Here is an 18536-nt window from a genome sequence, read left to right as displayed (position 1 = left end):
ATGCTGCAAGACAGACAGAGGAAGTCAATTAAGTCACTCAGCGCACTCGCCGTCGCAGCGACATTGTTCGCCACAAATGCGTTTGGTCAGGCTCCTCCGGTACAGGAGCCCTCATCCCAAGAAGATATTGAGGCTGCACTGACTGGCGGCGTCCCAATGGGACGTTGGAAAGAGGGTCTGACCTTTGAGGGCATCTCTCCTCAACCGTGGTTGAAAAGTGCGGCAAACTGGTTCCCACGCACAGAAGATGTACAGCCCAACGAGATGAGAATTATCTTCATGGGATCTGCCCCGTTCATTCGCCCTGGGCAAATGAACACAGCCATTCTTGTTGAGCTGGGTAACGGTAAGATTTTCATGTTTGACATTGGTGAGGGCTCACCAGCGAACATCATTGCCAGTGGATATGCACTGAATGAAATTACCGATGTATTCATCACGCACCTGCACGTGGACCACTTTGGTGGGCTGCCGTACCTGTGGATGTTCGGAACCTGGGCAGGTGGATGGCACGAGCAGTTGACGGTCCACGGCCCATCCGGCCGCACCAAGGAGTACGGCACCGCAACGATGGTAGAAGGCATGAAAATGATGACCGGCTGGCACCGGGATGCGTTCAGCGTCTTTCCCGTTGGCAAAGGTTGGGACATCGAAGTCAACGAATTTGATTTCCGTGACAATGGTGGCGTGATCTATGATGAAGACGGGGTCAAAGTCACACACTGGCAAAGAAGCCATGCCAAGGACGGTGCGTCCGGATACCGGATGGATTGGAATGGCATGTGCTTCATCTGGACGGGTGACGGTCGACCCAACATGATCGATGTTCCTTTTGCCAAAGGCTGTGATGTCTTCGTCACGGAACAGCAGCAGGAAATCATCGAAATCTCATCCGGAGTTCAAGGCGTGCCGCCATTCCTCGGGCGGTATACCGTCGATACCCATCACACGCCCAGCTATGCGGCCGGCTACATTGCCAACCTGGTGCAACCCAGGCTTTTGATGAACACTCACATGAGCTATGACCCCTATCAGATCGAGGAAACCGTAGCGGAAATCCGAGAGCATTGGAAAGGCCCCTATCACTTTGGAGCGCCTGACGGGATCGTTGTGAACGTCACCAAAGATCAGATATGGGTTCGCGAAGGCATATTGCCCGAGTTTCCAAACTCACGTGCGCCGCAGTTTGACTTTAGCAATGGTCAATTGATCGTGCCGAAGCCACCCCATCGGCGCGAAGACATTCAAGAACCCTACGTGCGCGATATGGAGATCGATCCTAAGCTGTACTATCCCGAGGGATATCATCCTGAGCTGCTGACCGAGTGGCCAGTTGATGACGATCTGGTTGTTCCTCTGGAAGCGCTTCCCGAAAATCTGAAAGAGAGTATGGGCGCGGCGTGGCGCCATCGTGAAGCCAACCGCAAAGTGTTGGAAGAGCAAGGTGACAACTAAGTCATCATGACAAACAGGGCGATCACTCGTAAGTTCGGGTGGTCGTTCGAGCTTTTCTGGAAACATCACGAAGGAATGAAGTCTTGTTAATCGTACTTGGCCTCTACTTTGGAATAGTCTGGCTGGTCTTTTCCAAGTTTCACCTTCTCCCTTGGAATGGATTCTGGAAAACTCTGGTTTACGGTGTAGCCGCTGTTATCGCTCTGGTGGTCATCGGTGCGCTGAACCACACAACTCCGACTGGCCCGGTATCCATTCAGGGTGTTTCAACGAATATTGCTCCGAACGTGGCGGGCACGGTTACAGAAGTCGTTGTGGCGCCAAACCAGGAAGTCGCAAAGGGCGAGACCCTATTCCGGATAGATAATGAGGTTTTCAAAGCCGAGGTTTCCCGGCTCGAAGCTGTTTTGGAAACTGCAAAGTCATCTGCCGATCAACTGTTATCAGATTTATCAGCTGCCGAGGCCGAGATTGAATCCCTGACTGCTCAGCTGACTTTCGGAATTCAGCGTCGCGATGACATCATCCGTTTGGAAGAACGCGGGGCATCAACCACGTTCCAACTGCAAGAGGCCGTCTCAACCATCGACCAGTTGACCGCGAATATCCGCGCAGCAGAAGCCCGGAAGACAAGCCTTGAGCGACGTATCGCCGCGAAGATCGACGGGCGTGACGCAGGTGTTGTGGAGGCCGAGCAGACACTTGCGCAAGCTCTTTGGGATTTAGAGCAAACAGTTGTAAAAGCGCCGGGAAACGGTGTTGTCACGGCTGTATCACTCCGACCAGGCAACCGCGCCACTCCGCTACAAGGGGCAATAACTTTTGTCAAACCTGGGGACTATGCAGTAATTGCTACTCTGCCCCAATCTAGTCGCGCTAATGTCTCGGTCGGTGACGAAATCCGGCTTGCATTTAGAACGGAACCCGGTGGAGAAATTACCGGCCGTATTTCCGATTTTCCGGTCGGAACTGTCGAAGGTACTGTTGATCTAAGATCAGGTCTTCCCTCATTGCGCGAACTAGCCGGGATATCCAGCTACATCGTATTGGTTGAACTACCTGCAGATGCAGACAGTAATTCCTTGCAATTTGGAACGTCAGGAACAGCTTTGGTCAAGACAGACAAAGCCGGAGCCATTGGTGTTTTGGCAGAGATCCTTTTCTGGATCACTAAAAAGCTCAATTATCTTTGAAAAACCAAGCCAAAGCATCTGTGTCATCAATGAAAACTGTAGAGCTCAAATCCTTGGTGTTTCGGTGGCCCGGTCAATCTGACCCGGTTCTCTCAGTCGATAGCTTCGATCTTGAGGCCGGGCAAAGCGTGTTTATGAGAGGCCCCAGTGGCAGCGGAAAGACCACGTTGCTCTCGGCAATTGCTGGCGTGATCGATGTACCGCAAAGCGCGGTTCGCGTTGCAGGCACGGATGTCGGGGCTTTGGCCGGAGGTGATCGTGACCGTTTTCGCGTGGATCATTTGGGGATTGTTTTCCAGGTCTTTAATCTCTTGCCTTGGCTCAGTGCGCTTGAAAACACGTTGCTGCCCTGCCGGTTTTCAGTGCAACGGCGCAATCGGTCGGGGCCAGACCCCAAAGCTACCGCAACACGGTTGCTAAGTGAGCTGGGTCTCGAGGATGCTGAGCTGATCGATCGACCTGCCAGCGCACTGAGTGTTGGGCAGCAACAACGCGTTGCGGCGGCGCGTGCTCTGATAGGGGCGCCTGAAGTAGTTTTGGCGGATGAACCCACCTCGGCTTTGGATGAGGAAGCGAAAGACACGTTTGTCCAGTTGTTGTTGAAGGAATGCAAAGCATCAGGGGCGAGTTTGTTATTTGTCAGCCATGATCGCAGCCTAGAAAAACAATTCGATCGGAGCGTTGACTTGCCGATGCTGAACGCAGGCAAAACGTGATGTTCAATCTTTGTTATAAAAGCCTTCTCAATCGCCGTTTTATCGCTGCGTTAACTGTTCTTAGCATTGCCTTGAGCGTGGCTTTGATTGTTGGGGTTGAACGACTGCGAACAGAGGCACGAGCGGGTTTTGCCAATTCTGCATCAGGGATCGATCTGATCATTGCGGCACGCGGAAACGATGTGCAGATCCTGATGGCAACGGTTTTTGGTGTCGGCACAACTGGCGCTGGTATCAGCTGGGATAGCTACGAGATGATCGAAGATCTGCCCCAGATAAGCTGGGCAGTGCCAATCATGATGGGTGACAACCACCGTGGATATCCCGTGATCGGAACGTCCGAGCAATATTTTGACCACTTTCGTCATAGTGGCGGCCGGCAACTGATATTTGCTGAAGGTGTTCCGTTTAAATCTCCAGATGGTGCAGTGATTGGAGCAGAAGTTGCTCAGGCTTTCGGGTACACGTCAGGCACTGAAATCGTGAATGCCCATGGCTCAGGGGAAGTCGCCTTTGATGTGCACGACGAAGCGCCATTCACAGTGACCGGCGTGCTGGGGCATACCGGGACGGCCGTCGACAGAATGGTTTTTGTCTCACTCGAGGGTTTTGACGCCTTGCACGAAGAACCTGCGTCAGAGGTTGCGGACCCATTCGTTTTGATCGAAGTACCAGAAGTCGCCAGAGAACACGAAGACCATGACCATGTGGAGTTAGACGAGCCCGACGAGCACGAAGAAGGGCATCAGGAACATGACGACCGTCATGCTCACGGAAGCGGCCATGAAGACGAGGGGCAAACTGTCACGACCTCTGACGGGCACGATCACGATGGCCATGATCATGAACCGGGGACCATCAACGCGATTTTTGCCGGGCTGGAGGAGAAAACGGCGGTGCTTTCAGTTCAACGGCAACTGGCAGACCATCGCGACGAGGCACTGACCGCTGTTCTTCCTAATGTTGCGCTGTTGCAGCTTTGGTCGATTACCAGTACGGCCGAGACAGCGCTGCGTCTGATGGCAGGCGCTGTGGCAGTGGCTGGAATGATCGGCATGGTGGTCATGTTGTCTGCTTCACTCGACAACCGGCGGCGTGAATTTGCGATCCTTCGATCCGTGGGCGCAACACCAGCCGGCGTCTTTTCCCTGATCTTGCTTGAAGCCGTTTTATTGTTGTCGGCCGGCATCGTGCTTGGAGTAATCGCGCTCAGCGCTCTCACGCTCGTGATAGATCCGATTCTTGCCGCAAATTTTGGGCTTCGCATCGGTGTTGGCCTGCCGAGTTTTCGCGAGGTTCTTCTCATAGCCCTAGTTTTCTGCTCTGGTCTTCTTGCCAGTATTATACCTGCGTTAAGGGTGTACCGTATGACGCTATCAGACGGACTGTCGGTGCGGCTTTGAATAAAAGGATCCGCTGAAATGAAGACCATTGCGCATTTTCTGAATATCTTATTCGCCTTTGCGATTGCGGGGCCTCTTCTAGCAGCGGATCCGCGCAACATAAGTTGGCGGGATCTCCTTCCTGAAGAGCGGCCTTACCACGATCCTTTTGCCACCCTAGAGTATTCTCAGGTCAATGCGTTGGCCATGCTTTATCGGATTGAGATTCTGCATGCGGACACTGCGGATGACGAGAAGCGCGCCGAAGCGTTTCAGATCCGCGAAGACCTCGTATCTCAAGGCCTTGACCCAGATTGGTTGTTTGAACAACGCGAAATTGTGATGAACCAACGGTTGATTGCCGCGCGCGAACCGAACCTTGACCTTTTGGGGGAGAACGTGCGTCTTCCCGGCTATCTCCTTCCCCTGGATATTGTCGACCAGAAGGCGGTCGAATTCCTTCTGGTTCCGACAGTTGGAGCCTGCATTCACACACCACCACCTCCAGCCAATCAGATGGTTTATGTGCGATACGAACAAGGCTTCGAAATCGACGAGTTATATAAGCCTGTCTGGATAAGCGGGGAAATGCGGGCACTGAGCAGGTCCCAGTCACTCAATTACGTGGACGGCCAGGCAAATATCGAAACCTCATATGCGATGGATGCGCTGTCGGTAGAAATCTATGACTGATCAGTCAGACTAGAGGTCCGTTCTATGGCTTCACCGGGATAAATCTTTGCACCGCACCCCTGTATCAGGATCTTTGGTTCGTGCAGATGTGACGCTGCAAATCTCTTCTGAAGCTCCTTGATGATCAATAGGGCGATTTTTTTGTCACGATCCGCCATTTCGTGACCACACCATTCCGCGCGTACGGGTTTCACAAGTACATCCGGCAACCCACGCTGGTTGACCTGCTTACCGTAAGTAGCGAGAACTCTCTTTCACTGCTCTTGATCGATCATGTTGTCTCTTTGCCTTATTGATCTGATTTCTTGATCGAATCGCATACCGCCCTGTAAGCCGCCTTTCGTGCGTGTCGCAGCATCCGTTAGTTTGGGCTCTCTTACGCTGTTCGCTACAATCTGTACCAATGACTGCTATCATGTGCTGCGTGGTCAGGAAAAGAAGCCTGGCTGCTTTGCTCAGCTACTGGTCGGGCTTTGCATCAGTCAGTGAGCGTGTGAAAGTCGTTATCATGGCCATTGCTGCATCTTTGTCTTTACCAACCTGTTTCAATCAGGTCGAACCGCTGAGCGACAACCTTAGGTTCATAGCTGTGGACGTCGAGACTGCCGGGTACGATATCGCGAGCATCTGTCAAATTGGCCTCGCTTTTGTTGGGTTTGACAGCTCAATTGTAACTTATAGTGCATACATCGATCCCTGCACGCCATTCGCTGCAGGCAACACCCGATTGCATGGCATTGATGCTGCGACTGTCAAAAACGCCCCCAAATTTGCAGAAGTACTGCCAGACCTGCGTCCGGTTCTTGAAGCAAATCCGCTTATTCAACATAGCCGTTACGATGAGAAAGCCTTTGATGCAGCGTGCCGACTTGCAGGACTTCAAGTGTTGAAGTCGGTATGGTCAGACAGCGTTACCATCGCTCGCCAAGCCTGGCCGGAGTTGCGGGGCAATGGTGGGCATGGTCTGGCCAATCTCAAGAAGGTGTTAGGGCTTCAATTCAAACACCATGATGCCGGAGAAGATGCACGTGCTGCTGCCGAAGTTACTTTGAAAGCAGAAGCTTCAATGGGGCGAAAAATCGGGCTGCTGAATGCCTCACAGCAGTTGGTCTTTGATTTTCAGTAGTGCGAGAGGGCGACTTCGTGGGCCGTAAGGCATTAAAACAACCATCAGCTCAAACTGAGGGCTCAAATTTCATGAGAAATAGTATTTAGATTTAATGTGCATGCTATGTGTATTTTATGGGCGCCAAAGAGTAACATTCAAAGATGGGTCTCGATTAAGGCTATGATTTGCATGCCAAAAGTGTTTGCCAAATGGGCAAACTATGGGTCATTTTACATTCAAATTGGTCTGACCAAAGAAGCGCCAAACCTGTGTTGAGCAAGTTTGGCTTTTTTTGAAAGCCCAACACCACGCAGGCCAAGGACGAACGGGACGTTATGTTTTGAAGGTCGTAATTCATCAAGGTTTTCATAAAACGGGCACAACGACCTTGCAAAAGACGCTCTCGAAAAATCGGGGATACCTGAAAGATCGCGTGAATGTTCTTTTGCCTGATGACTTGCAAGAAGCCAGCCTGGCCGCGCGGCGGTATGCGGTCGCCCCCAAGGATCGCACCCTTCGCAATTTCGGAGCAATCGTTCGCGAGGCGCTGAAGCCTTTTGCGGACCATGGTGGCAAACCCCTGCTGATCAGCAATGAAGAATTCGCTGGTTTGATCCCCGCTCGCAAAGGGGTTTGGTCATATGAGCAAACGCACGTTCTTGCCAAAACTCTGTTGGATGAGGTCTTGCGCCTGACTGATGCCGGGGATCGCATTATCTTTCTATTTACGACCAGAAACGCGGCCGATTGGATCAGAAGTACGTATTGGCAAAACCTTCGCAGCCACAGAATCCGCGAGGATCTGTCACAATACGGGAGGGCGTTGCAACAGGGTGCAGATCTTGAGGCGGTGGTGCGCCGGGTGAATGAAGTGGTTTCACCGCGTGCCGAGGTCGAATCTGTCAACGTTTCTGGTCTGGGCGATCACGATTTCCCGTTGATCAAGGCACTTTCCATTCTGAACGTGAGATCCGACAGGCTCATCACAAGTGAAAATCGGAACGTCCAGCCAGCCGGAGGCGCAGACTACTTTGTGGACCTGAACCGGTCGAATTTGAGCGATGAAGAGGTGGCGGCCGCGAAACGCGCGTACTTGGAAAAGCTGAAGCGGTCGGATGGCACCCATTGTTGAGTTGAAGCAAGGGCAGGCCCAGATTGGTACCGCTGCCCAATTTAGTTGCTGCAATGCAACGATCGGACGTCTCAAATCGGAGGCCCAGATAGGATTGGATGAACCGGAATATCATGGTTTCCAAAATACCGCTTGGAATTGGTGGTACACGAAGAGCGAATACCCTAGGCTTATTTTGCAATTTAAAAACAAATATTTGAGTAGAGAATCGCTTTGAGATTTCTTGAGGCTAGTGCGTCGTTATTTGTCAGAAACAATCTAAGGTTGAATTAATTTCGCTTTTAGTATCAGTTTGACTTGACACACCGGAAACATTTACGTGATTGCTGCACTTCGGTCTCTTTTCCGCCAGATTCTGTCCTGATAAGAAGGTGCAGTAAGCAGTGATTTGTTGAAAGGTACAGGCGGATACAATGACAGCCGGGGACAGCGGTCGCATATCCATTTCGTGGACGCAGACAGAGTTAAACGGACTTGAGGCGGCGCCTCAGTCTTTTTTGAAAGTAGGAGCCGCATGGTCGTGGCGTGGGCAGGCTCTTTCATTGGCCAGTCCGGCCGAACAGGGCCTTGTGTTGTCGGGTCAGGCCGAAGCATACGCATCAAAAGTGCTAAGCAGCATAGCGCCGCCGCCGAATCTGGCAGACGGAGCACTGGGTCGTATCGTTTTGACCAATGGCGCACAAAAGTACACGGCGCTATTGTTTTCGGTTGCCGGAGACACACACCCGACGCTGGTTTTCGAAAACGGGTATCCTGCGCGCGATCAGGAATTCTGGGTCAGCGCGTATACCGAGTTTGAAAGCGAAAGCAATTCCAGCCTCCCGGACCAAACCGTTGTCGCTTTCCCGACGCGGTCGCCGATGGATAATGGGTGGGAAAACGCAGTTGCGGGCGTCCGACGCGTAGCAGACTAAGGTTCCAATCAGGCTGCCTGCATTCGCACATAGCAAAAAAACCATAGTCGTGTTGACTCCGCCAGTTCTGCGGATATAAGCGCGGCTTCATTGGTGTTGGTGGGCCCCGTAAGGGGATTCCTGTCATGGGGGAAACCTCAAGAGGACAACGCCCTTCATAGTGGCCTGTGTGGGCCTCGACCTAAAGAAGGAGATCAGCCGTGACCAAACGCACGTCTGCCAAGTACAAAATTGACCGCCGGATGGGGGAAAACATCTGGGGTCGTCCGAAATCCCCAGTCAACCGTCGTGAGTACGGCCCCGGCCAGCACGGCCAGCGCCGCAAGGGCAAGCTGTCGGACTTCGGTCTGCAGCTGCGCGCCAAGCAGAAGCTGAAAGGCTACTATGGCGACCTGACCGAGAAGCAATTCCGCCGCATCTATGCCGAAGCCGTACGTGTGAACGGCGACACCGGTGAAAACCTGATCGGCCTGCTGGAGCGTCGTCTGGACGCTGTTGTTTACCGCGCCAAATTTGTTGCAACTGTCTTTGCTGCACGTCAGTTCGTGAACCACGGCCACGTCAAAGTGAACGGCAAGCGGGTCAACATCCCTAGCTACCGTGTCAAAGAAGGCGACGTAATCGAAGTACGCGACAAATCCAAGCAACTGGCCGTTGTTCTGGAAGCTGCCGCTCTGGCCGAGCGTGACGTGCCTGACTACATCGACGCCGACCACTCGAAAATGACAGCGACCTTCGTTCGCGCGCCGGGCCTGGGCGATGTGCCGTACCCGGTCGTCATGGAGCCGAACCTGGTCGTCGAATTCTACGCGAAGAACTAATTTGCCTGACGGATCAGTCCGTTAAGACATTGAAAAGCCTCCGATATTCGGGGGCTTTTTACTTTTTGTAAGCGAATTGTAAGCGTTTCGTCATTTCCCGCCTATAAATCCTGCCTGTTACGAAAATTTTTCCGACCTACCAATGGGTCAAGTCGATAAAAATTTTCGACCTCTCACAACCGCTCCGAGAAATTCAGAATCACCGGGGGTGTTCTACCCCCGGCCAATCGACAACAATGGATAGGGAAAGGACACCTCAAGGAAAGCAGGAGCCCAAAATGACAAAGACAACCAGAAAGAAACAACTGAAAGAGTTCCACCTGAAGCTGGAAGACATAATTGATGAGGCACGGGGGCTGCGGGATGATTATAAGCACGTGATCACTTACCAAGACGGAACAGAGATTGATCGGGCAGCAATGGACTTGGAAGATTTGTTGCCAATGTCGATGCACAAGTTCTGACCTAACCCCAAAAACAATGGGGACCCAGACCCGATAAGCGTGGGGACCGTGGGAGACGCTGGACGGTGGTCCGGATCAAGCGCGGGGGCAGGAACGGCGGCGAACCCGTCTTAGCCTGCTAGGGTGGTGAGTTTTCGCCACCCGTCCAACCTCTGAAACGTCGAACCGATCCAAACAGCCTACGGAAAGACCTACCTTGTCGCGCCTCTCCTTTCTACGGCGCGGCAACAGCTGGAGGGGCCGCCGGTGCCATATCCGCAATAAACGGGCTCGCTTGCAAAATGGCTGTTCCATAGTTGACGGAAGCCGGTGCTATCCCTGCCTTCATCGCTTCTGCCAACGGCATTTCTTGAGAGTATGTCAGTATGAGTGTACCGGGTTTTCCGTTGGCTGGGTCGGCTTTCACTCGCGTTATGCCTACAAAGAACAGCCTGCGCTGCTCTTCGTTGTAGTGCTGCTTTTCGATCGGGGTCAGTGAGTTCTTCGGTGCTCTGGGCAGCAGGCCGTTCACGCACCCAGCGATAATCGTCACGGGTGAACTCAGCCCTTTGCTCTTATGCAAGCTCATTATCCGGACTTCTTGGATTTCTGTCGGGATTTCCGGCTGAGCTATGGCAGAAACCAATTCGCTGACCAAAGCCTGGGCGTCCATGGACGGATCGGCGGTAATCAATCCGATGGCGATCTCGCGTAGTTCTCGGGTGTCGACCTTACCTGCTGGGAACAACGCATCGACCACGGCAGCGAGATCTGGGAGCGCAGCAAGCCCATTCAGTGTCGCCACGAGCGCATTGAAATCATTCACGATGGGCCCTGTGTATGGAATGCGCAATGTGCCCGCACTCAACTGACTGAGAGCCTGCCACGGCGACAACCCGGTCGCTTCACAATGGTCGCGAACACGTTTGTAACCCGCAGCATGGAAATTGTGTCCGTTCTGCCCCACCAGCCAGCGCAGCGCGACCCGGTCGTCCTGATTGGCGAACAACTTCAGTAAGGCAAACGAACGTTGAGCCGCCTCCCGCTCGAGCTCGGATTCTGTGTATTCGGATCGGGCAGCAACTCCACCAGCAAGAAGCGCTTCGTAGATCGGCGTCCCGACGGCGCGGCTCTGGGCTAATACCAAAATGTCTCCTGCTGGAGTGCCGGCGGCGATCATTTGTTGGATTGTGGCCACGACGCCTGCGACCTCTCGGTTCAGGTTCGGGTACTGGAGAATACTAACCGAGCCCGGCCCCTTCGCAGCGATAGAGAGCAGCGAACGCGGCACCGGACGGTGTACGTTGCGGGCGATGAGAGCATTTGCCATGTCAACAACACTAGTCGGGCAGCGGTGGCAATCGACAAGGCTCAGATCGTCGGCTCCTACGTTGGCTACTAGCCAATCACGAATGCCATCCGGGTGGGCGTGTTTGAAACCGTAGATCGATTGATCGTCGTCACCGACTATGCAGACGTCCGCTGCGCCAGATAGTAATTCGATGATTGCTTGCTCCGCCTTGTTCAAATCCTGATATTCATCGACCAAGATGTGGTTGAATTCTGCGCGTTCTGGCGCGGCTGGATTGGCAGAAAGGTAGCGGTAGGTTTCTGGAATCACCTCCCCTATCAACATCGCCTCATGAAAGCGAAGCCATTCCAGTAGGTCGTGTTGGAACGCAGCTTCCTCGGCGGAGGGTGCATATCCTGGCGTTTGGTGATTGAGGCGCGCCCACGCCGCCTCGTAGGCTTGTTTCAAACTCTCTACAGCCTTTTTCCCACCGTGAGCAGTCATGAGGTCACAAACCATTGCATCCGTCTCGAATTCGTTCAGGGGGCGGGGTACGCGCCCAGTTGCAGCTAGAACGTGGTTTCGAGTGAGCATTCTAAGAGCAAGGCTGTGAAGGGTATGTGCTTGAAGTGCATTGCATCCGGGAACGCCCATATTGACCAGTTCGCGGTGAAGGTCCTGCGCCGCAACTCGCGTGAACGTGACCGGAAGAATGAGATCAGGTGCTACACCAGCTTCCAGTAGACGAGCCACCCGGCGCTTCATCGCAAATGACTTTCCAGTGCCTGGACCAGCAACGACGCGAACGCGTGCGTTCGTAGTCGATGCGATACTGTGTGCCTGTGTACCTGGTGTTAATCCATCAAACCAAGCCATAACTTTCTCCGAATGTTATTTAAGAAATGCTCACCTTTAAGTGGAGTAAATTGTAGAAAAAATTCGTGTTGTCAATGCGTTGTTCGCAGGGTTAATCATTCAAAGGACTGATTTGGTCAGTGATTAGCGACATTGTTGTGATTGCAGCGAATTCATACTTTCAGTTGTGGCTCTATTCGGCACACACGAGAAGTTCCGAGGCCTGCATTTTGTGCGCATTCCCTATGTTTCAAAAATAGTGAATGAAGCGCCTAGATCAGTCTTGCTGAAGGTCCGGAACGAAAATTTGCTTTAGCGGAATCAAAGCCCGATAGCGCGGTGACAATTGCGAATAGTGTTCAAAGATCAATTCCACAAACTGTTCACCGTTTATCAGCCGCAGCTTTGCCCGATTTCGTTCCAGCTCAACCGCACCACGGGCAAATGAGCCGAGGTTTACGAACAGGCCGTACTCCCCGTCACCTAAAGTCCCAAGCAACTGGTCTACGTCTGGTCGCGGCGTTTGACCAGTAGTCCGCTTGCACTGCACCTTCACAATGGGCGGCTGAAAACCCAATGGGTCCATGTGGGCAATGACATCGACGCCGCCGTCACCTGATTTTGGGGTTACGCGAGCGGTGTAGCCCATACATTCCAACAAATGCGCAATAAGTTCTTCGAACTGGTGCCCAGTGAGTTCTGTCATTAGGCGCTTAATTATGAAATCACTAGTGCTCGCTTCGGCTTGAATAGCCGCAGACACAGTTGCGGTGTCGTCATCTGCTATTTCGTCTTGTTGTTCTGCCGATGCGTTTGTAGCCACGTTGGCGTTTTCGGTTGTGATGAGATTGGACTTTGCCAAAAACTCATTGGCGTAACGACGCACCCGAAACAGGGTCAGGAACGAACCTATTTCATTAAGAGCTGCTTGGCTGCATTCGTCACGCGGAATATGTTTTAGCCATTCGACCTTCCGACGCGTAGGGTATTCGTCAGGGTCATTTTCGACATATACAACTTGCCCTGTGAAACGCCCGATATTCACCATGCGGTCGGATTTCGAGGGGTATACTACTATGTCTCCAGGTTGAATTTCATGCAGAAACTTGAACATTGAACCAGCATCAACTGGAACTGCCCCGGCTTTTTTGTCTGGATAGGCTTTAACTAATGCAGCCTTGAACGCGTCACGATCAGGCGCAATTTTGGTTAAATCGCCAATAGCGGACCAACCGATTGCCACGTAGCCTCCTTCGATTGGTCGGTCCCCGACATGCGAGCCCATGTGGACTCCCCAAACAGTTGAGTTGGACATAAAATATTCTTTTCTATTGTTTTTTTGCTCAGAGCAATTCCGTTCTATCTGCCCCAATACACGTTTTTGTAGCTGCTTGGTCAACCAAAACGTGCGCAGCAGGCACGTTCTATTCACAATTGGTTCTCAGGTTCGACCTCAGAGCGGATCAGGGCCAATAGTTATTCCCGCTGTATTTCAAAAGCTTCGTTGTCGGCCAGCTTGCCTTTGCTGATTTTGTGGCCATCGAGGACCGGCAGTGGCACCAGCCCAATGATGACATCATTTATGAGACGATGGTCGATTGCTAACTATATGGCCTCTTTAAATTTAGTCCGCGTCTGCATACCAGATGTACGAAGTTTCATCGGACGCGGATTAAAGATGATTGTCCGGTTTGTCCGGATAGCTGTCACTGACGCACTGTGCGGCGAACGACAGCTTCGAGCCCAAAGTAGACATGGTCCGGCACCGATACTCGCAGATGCAGCAATCTAATTGACCAAACCATCAGCTGCGTTGCAGAAAGAAAAGCGGCTGTTCGTTCTAGGCGCAGCGAAGTTTTCGACGCGGATATCTCATTTGCGGACGCAGTGAGCATTCGCTGGACGAGCCAGATCATCCCAGCGCACCCTGAAAATCGGTCCACCGCGCTTTAGCTAGAGTTCGCAGCCCGCCGACCATGGGCCAAAATTTTGGTGTATCAACGACAACTTGCTCAAGGTGGCCGCGAAAAACACAGTTCGGATCGCGGACTTTCTGGACCGTGAGGTTCAGAAAAAAGGCTGAACTTTACCGAGATCATATGGATGATTCGCGCGCTGGTAACTCTCCTGGCGGATTCATTTCGAATTGTGTCAAATCGGCACGACATCCAAAACAGTTGCGTCGGCTCTTGTGCATTGTCTGACACGCAACGACAATCAGGCGGGCCAAACGAGGATTTTTTGGATTTTGACGGATATGTGCCAAATATCATCTGTTATCTAATCGCGCGGGAGTGGGTGGTCCAGCGCCTCTATTATAAAGGGAGAGGTGCATTATGAGATTTGTTGATCTGGGTTTTGAAGACGACGGCGTTGAATTCGAATGGGCTGCGGCCAAAGGCGGTAACGGCGGAGGTCGCGGCGGCCCGCCAAGCGGTGGCGGCGGAGGAGACGGCGGCGACTCCACAACGGTGAGCTATACATTCTCCAGTGGTCTTGCGGATGTCGAAGCCGACGCTGCTCTTGGCATCGAGGCTATTGATAATTTCAACATCGATCTGAGGTTCATGGGAGAAGGTTGGACGCTTGATGCAATGAGCGCAATAGCTTCCGCCGCAGATTACTTGTCGCGCCTCATCACAGCCGGTCTGACCGAAGACGAAGGCATCGACGATGTGCAGATTGATCTGTCACTTGCCGACATCGACATTCTAGGTGGCACAGTCGCGCAGGGTCGTCCGACTTCAGTTCGGTCTTCCGATAACGGGACGCCCGACGGGCTGCCAGTAACAGGCGAGATCATCTTCGATACCAACGACCTGTCGGCTCTGCTGGATCTCGGAACTTTGGATGATTTGGCTCTGCACGAAATGATGCATGTATTGGGTCTTGGTACGCTTTGGGAAGTTTCTGGCGTGCGCGACTTTCTAAGCGATCCGGAGTTCGTCCCGGATCTGACCACAAAAAACCCCAGAGATGGATTTAACGTCATCGAATATACCGGCGGAGCATTGGACACCGACGGCAATCTGCCACTGGTCGAAACAGAAGGCACATTGGGCCATTGGGAAGAAGCGGCCTTTGGAGATGAACTGATGACGACAGTCTTTAATGTGAATGGCAACTTTATGTCTCAGATGACAGCGGATGCTTTGAAAGACCTAGGTTACTCGGTCGACGACTCGGTTGCAGCGGAACTGGCTTCAGCCATTGATCTGGATTTCAGCGGCTACACGATAGATGATTTCGCCTTTATGGCCTAATTCCTTGACCGCGTAAGCCCGGCTGACTTCGAAGAGCGGTCAGCCGAATTTTCTGATACCGTCCACTGACACGGAGCAAAACGACTAGGCAGTCCTTCATTGCAGCATGCATGAAAGTCTACATTCGGCGATTTACGATTACAGTCTGCTTTGAGCCCAGAGCGGTCGGATTGAAATCGCGTCCTTTGCTCATGCAGCATAACCAAACCTATTTTCGTTCCTCTGTCACAAAGTTGCGAAGGCCTGAAAGACCTTATCTAATGTAACCTATGAAAGCCTCGGTCCAAACAGCTTCTCTCATCCTTCTGGCACTGCTAACACTTCCCTTTGCGGTCTATGCTATAAACTTTGCTCAAGGTGGCCTGCGGGATGCTCTGCCCGCGCCGCACTACATACGGTCCGATTACCCTGTAGCCAATCTGTCTATTTTTAGCCATATGGCCACTGGAGCGGCAATAACCGCATTGGTGCCGCTCCAATTGATCCCTTTAATCCGGCTGCGTCTACCCGCGCTGCACCGCTGGTTAGGGCGGCTGATCATCATCGCTGCAGTTGCGACCGCAGTAGGTGGCCTCATCTACATTCCACTGCGAGGCACAATCGGTGGGACGCCCATGAATATCGGTTTCTCCCTTTACGGGGTATTGGTGCTCCTAGCCGCCCTTCAAACGATACGCTACGCAAGGGCAAGGCGCATTGTAGAACATAATGCTTGGGCCTTGCGTTTCTTCTGGCTGGCTTTGGGCTCTTGGTTCTATCGCGTCCATTATGGCCTTTGGTATCTGGCCACTGACGGCCTATGGTCCAACCCGCAATTCACGGGAGGCTTTGATCTGGTACAAAGCGTGGCGTTCTTTCTTCCCTATCTCGTTGGCGTCGAAGTTTACCTGCGCATCAAGCAGTAATTAGATCGCAAGGCTTTCGTACCGCCAACAGCTAAAAGTCTGCTTTGTCCGCAACTCAGACGCTCGACACTCGCGCAGCGAGTGTCCGGATTGGATTTCGGCCGATTTGGCAGATTTGAACGTCCGCTTTCGGGAAATCGCGCTGCGGCACCGCGACGCGTTCCAACTTTTGGTGGGCTTGCGACCGCCAAATTCGCCGCATGAGCAAAAGGCGGCTTAGTCCGCAAGGCAGACGTAGAGCAGATTTCACTGAATGACCGCTTCGAGCCCATTGCAGCCGTTGTCATGGGAACTGGATTCTGTGATTGCATTTAGCAGCTGAACAATCAAAAGGCTCGCACAATGGCCACCGGCAACACAATATTTTTTGCGATTGGCAATTTGAGCCATTTTGAGAATTGTCCCCTACGATCCGACTTCAACGCGCGTCTCGAAAAGGAAGTCTTGAAGCTTCTCTTCAACGCTGGGCCTAGACGACGCGTCTGTCTCAGAAAGGCTCACTGTGACGCAAAGTCCGCGTGGCCCACCGGCCTCCACTTGCACGTGAGCGTCGGGCAACTTCAGTTGTTCACGAAGCAGATTTGATACTACCAGCCTTGCAGCATCGCACCGCAGACTGGGCTTGAAGATTTTGCCGACTGACGTCAGGGGTATCTCATCAACAATCTTAATGATCTTCGGCCAAGCTGGTCTTTCATCGATAGTGTTCTGAGCATGTGCCATTAGGTCTTCAACGGTAACCTCATCGGATGTGTGGACCTGAATGAAACATATCGGCAGTTCTCCGGCATAAGGATCGGGCATGCCGACCGCTGCTGCTAACGCGACAGCAGGGTGGGTACTCATCGCATTTTCAATCATGACCGGATCGATATTGTGGCCGCTTCGGATAATCAGATCTTTCGAGCGTCCGGCAACATAAAGGCACCCATTCGCATCTTTGTACCCCAAGTCGCCCGAATTCAGGACACCGTCTACGAACACCTCACTGTTGAATTCTGTAACGCTGTAACCGGGCGACACGTGAGGACCTTTGATGGCTACAACACCGATTTCGCCAATCTCACACACCGCTCCAAGACCACCATCGCTTTCCAGCTTTAGAACGTCGACATTTGTGTAAGGTAATGCCCAGCCAACTGAACCTGCAGTACCCGTACCGCAGAGTGGATCGATACTGATCAATCCGGAAGCTTCCGTCATGCCCAGAATTTCAAAAAGAGTGCAGCCGGTCACTTCCTTGAACTTCTGCCCGACCGCAGGCGGTAGCAATGAAGCACCAGTCGCGCCCGCCCGCACGTGCGAGATGTCATGATCGCCGATTGGCGTTTGCAAAATCGCCCCAATAGCAGTTGGTACGCCGCCAACAATTGTAACCTTATATTCTGCAACAAGACGCCAAAAGCTTGCGACAACTGCTGGGTTTCGCAGACCGGCAGGAGTCATTACGAGCAGTTCAACGCCTGCCATAAAGCAACTGAGGCCGCCGACAATCGTTCCGGCGACGTGAAAAAGAGGAAAAGTAGCGGTAAATACGTCATCGGCGCGAAAGCCGCACATTACAGCTCCCCCGAATGCTGCGACCAGCTGGCTGCGGTGGGTGTGCGCAACGAGCTTTGGCACACCGGTTGTGCCCCCGGTGTGAAAATAGGCCGCCAGATCTGAACCCCTGCGCGCCTCCCCAAAAGTCAGATGATCATCAGGTTGGGCCATCAAAGCACTGGCAAGATCAATAACTCCTTCTTCGGGCGGTGTAACCGGCGGAGAAACGCGCACAAGTACGAGGCCCGGAACCTGCTCCCGCATTGCTAGAGCTTTCTCCCAAATGTCCAGCTGTGGATGAGGGCCAAGAGCAACAAGGATCTTTGCCTCGGAGGCTTTGAGAAGTTCTGCTATGCTCTCAGGCTGCAAAAGAAAATTGATCGGAACAGCGTACCCAGCCGTTTCTGCTCCCCACAATGTGACGTGGGTTTCAATCAAAGCGGGCAGCATGAACGCAACGCCCGGTGCTTCACCTCCAATCGCTGCAAATAGATTTGCAGCGCGCATTATCTGTCCCAGCAACTGTTTATAGGTCACACGACGCGGCTCTTCGTCATCAGTTCCGGTCATTAGCATTGTCAGCGCAGTCGCATCAGGATCGCGATCAGCGCTGTTGACAAAGACATCCAAGATGCTTTGCTCAGGTAACCGCTCTTCAAGCGTCATTTCTTCTTCGAACTCAGAAATATCACTTTGAGTCCTGATCGGCTGTGTGCCCAGATTGACCATGGGATCTCCTTCAACTTCAGGAAAGTGTCACCTGAGCTTTGGTCGAGCAGCCGAACTTTGCAACACCAACATACAAGATAAAGCACAAAAACAA

At 52.6% G+C, this 18536-nt stretch carries 15 protein-coding genes; 12 read left to right on the top strand and 3 right to left on the bottom strand.

Annotated features, from left to right (window positions below; translation table 11 throughout):
* From gntH to AC2FFH_RS02615, 10 genes are all read left to right on the top strand, one after another.
* Positions 1-1455: a guanitoxin biosynthesis MBL fold metallo-hydrolase GntH gene (gene gntH / locus AC2FFH_RS02660; protein WP_496724566.1), complete on the top strand. Its 1455-nt coding sequence runs from the start codon at positions 1-3 to the stop codon at positions 1453-1455.
* Positions 1456-1538: 83 nt separating this feature from the next.
* On the top strand, positions 1539-2648 hold the full coding sequence (locus tag AC2FFH_RS02655) for an HlyD family secretion protein (protein ID WP_496843684.1): 1110 nt from the start codon (positions 1539-1541) through the stop codon (positions 2646-2648).
* A gap of 29 nt (positions 2649-2677) precedes the next feature.
* Positions 2678-3364, top strand: a complete 687-nt coding sequence (locus tag AC2FFH_RS02650) for an ABC transporter ATP-binding protein (RefSeq protein ID WP_496736462.1) — start codon at positions 2678-2680, stop codon at positions 3362-3364.
* Positions 3365-3441: 77 nt separating this feature from the next.
* On the top strand, positions 3442-4767 hold the full coding sequence (locus tag AC2FFH_RS02645; RefSeq protein ID WP_496739440.1) for an ABC transporter permease: 1326 nt from the start codon (positions 3442-3444) through the stop codon (positions 4765-4767).
* A gap of 18 nt (positions 4768-4785) precedes the next feature.
* Positions 4786-5439, top strand: a complete 654-nt coding sequence (locus AC2FFH_RS02640; protein WP_496843682.1) for a DUF3299 domain-containing protein — start codon at positions 4786-4788, stop codon at positions 5437-5439.
* Positions 5440-5947: 508 nt separating this feature from the next.
* Complete coding sequence (locus tag AC2FFH_RS02635; protein ID WP_496769156.1) at positions 5948-6565, top strand: 3'-5' exonuclease; 618 nt, start codon at positions 5948-5950, stop codon at positions 6563-6565.
* A 370-nt stretch (positions 6566-6935) separates the two neighbouring features.
* Positions 6936-7679 (top strand): hypothetical protein, encoded by a 744-nt coding sequence (locus tag AC2FFH_RS02630; RefSeq protein ID WP_496843680.1) that lies wholly within the window; start codon positions 6936-6938, stop codon positions 7677-7679.
* Positions 7680-8092: 413 nt separating this feature from the next.
* Positions 8093-8593 carry a hypothetical protein gene (locus AC2FFH_RS02625; RefSeq protein ID WP_496769130.1) on the top strand — a complete coding sequence of 167 codons (501 nt, stop codon included), beginning with the start codon at positions 8093-8095 and terminating at the stop codon, positions 8591-8593.
* Positions 8594-8793: 200 nt separating this feature from the next.
* Complete coding sequence (rpsD, locus tag AC2FFH_RS02620) at positions 8794-9414, top strand: 30S ribosomal protein S4 (protein ID WP_058275494.1); 621 nt, start codon at positions 8794-8796, stop codon at positions 9412-9414.
* A 278-nt stretch (positions 9415-9692) separates the two neighbouring features.
* Positions 9693-9878, top strand: coding sequence for a hypothetical protein (locus tag AC2FFH_RS02615; protein ID WP_496843678.1), 186 nt, complete (start codon positions 9693-9695; stop codon positions 9876-9878).
* 214 nt (positions 9879-10092) lie between these two features.
* Here the strand turns inward: AC2FFH_RS02615 and AC2FFH_RS02610 are convergent, their stop codons facing one another.
* Positions 10093-12024 (bottom strand): ATP-dependent helicase, encoded by a 1932-nt coding sequence (locus tag AC2FFH_RS02610; RefSeq protein WP_496843676.1) that lies wholly within the window; start codon positions 12022-12024, stop codon positions 10093-10095.
* A 256-nt stretch (positions 12025-12280) separates the two neighbouring features.
* Positions 12281-13402 (bottom strand): restriction endonuclease, encoded by a 1122-nt coding sequence (locus AC2FFH_RS02605; RefSeq protein WP_496843674.1) that lies wholly within the window; start codon positions 13400-13402, stop codon positions 12281-12283.
* A gap of 937 nt (positions 13403-14339) precedes the next feature.
* Between AC2FFH_RS02605 and AC2FFH_RS02600 the strand changes: the two genes are divergently transcribed.
* Both AC2FFH_RS02600 and AC2FFH_RS02595 read left to right on the top strand, forming a co-directional pair.
* Positions 14340-15266, top strand: a complete 927-nt coding sequence (locus tag AC2FFH_RS02600; RefSeq protein WP_496765323.1) for a hypothetical protein — start codon at positions 14340-14342, stop codon at positions 15264-15266.
* 269 nt (positions 15267-15535) lie between these two features.
* Positions 15536-16171: a DUF2306 domain-containing protein gene (locus AC2FFH_RS02595; protein ID WP_496765320.1), complete on the top strand. Its 636-nt coding sequence runs from the start codon at positions 15536-15538 to the stop codon at positions 16169-16171.
* Positions 16172-16576: 405 nt separating this feature from the next.
* Here the strand turns inward: AC2FFH_RS02595 and AC2FFH_RS02590 are convergent, their stop codons facing one another.
* Positions 16577-18442 carry an AMP-binding protein gene (locus AC2FFH_RS02590; protein ID WP_496843671.1) on the bottom strand — a complete coding sequence of 622 codons (1866 nt, stop codon included), beginning with the start codon at positions 18440-18442 and terminating at the stop codon, positions 16577-16579.
* Positions 18443-18536 lie beyond the last annotated feature (94 nt).

The sequence above is a fragment of the Ruegeria sp. YTSC003 genome (assembly GCF_059609785.1).
Note: the sequence above shows the minus strand (reverse complement) of the source record. Positions and strands in the feature narration are given on the sequence as shown.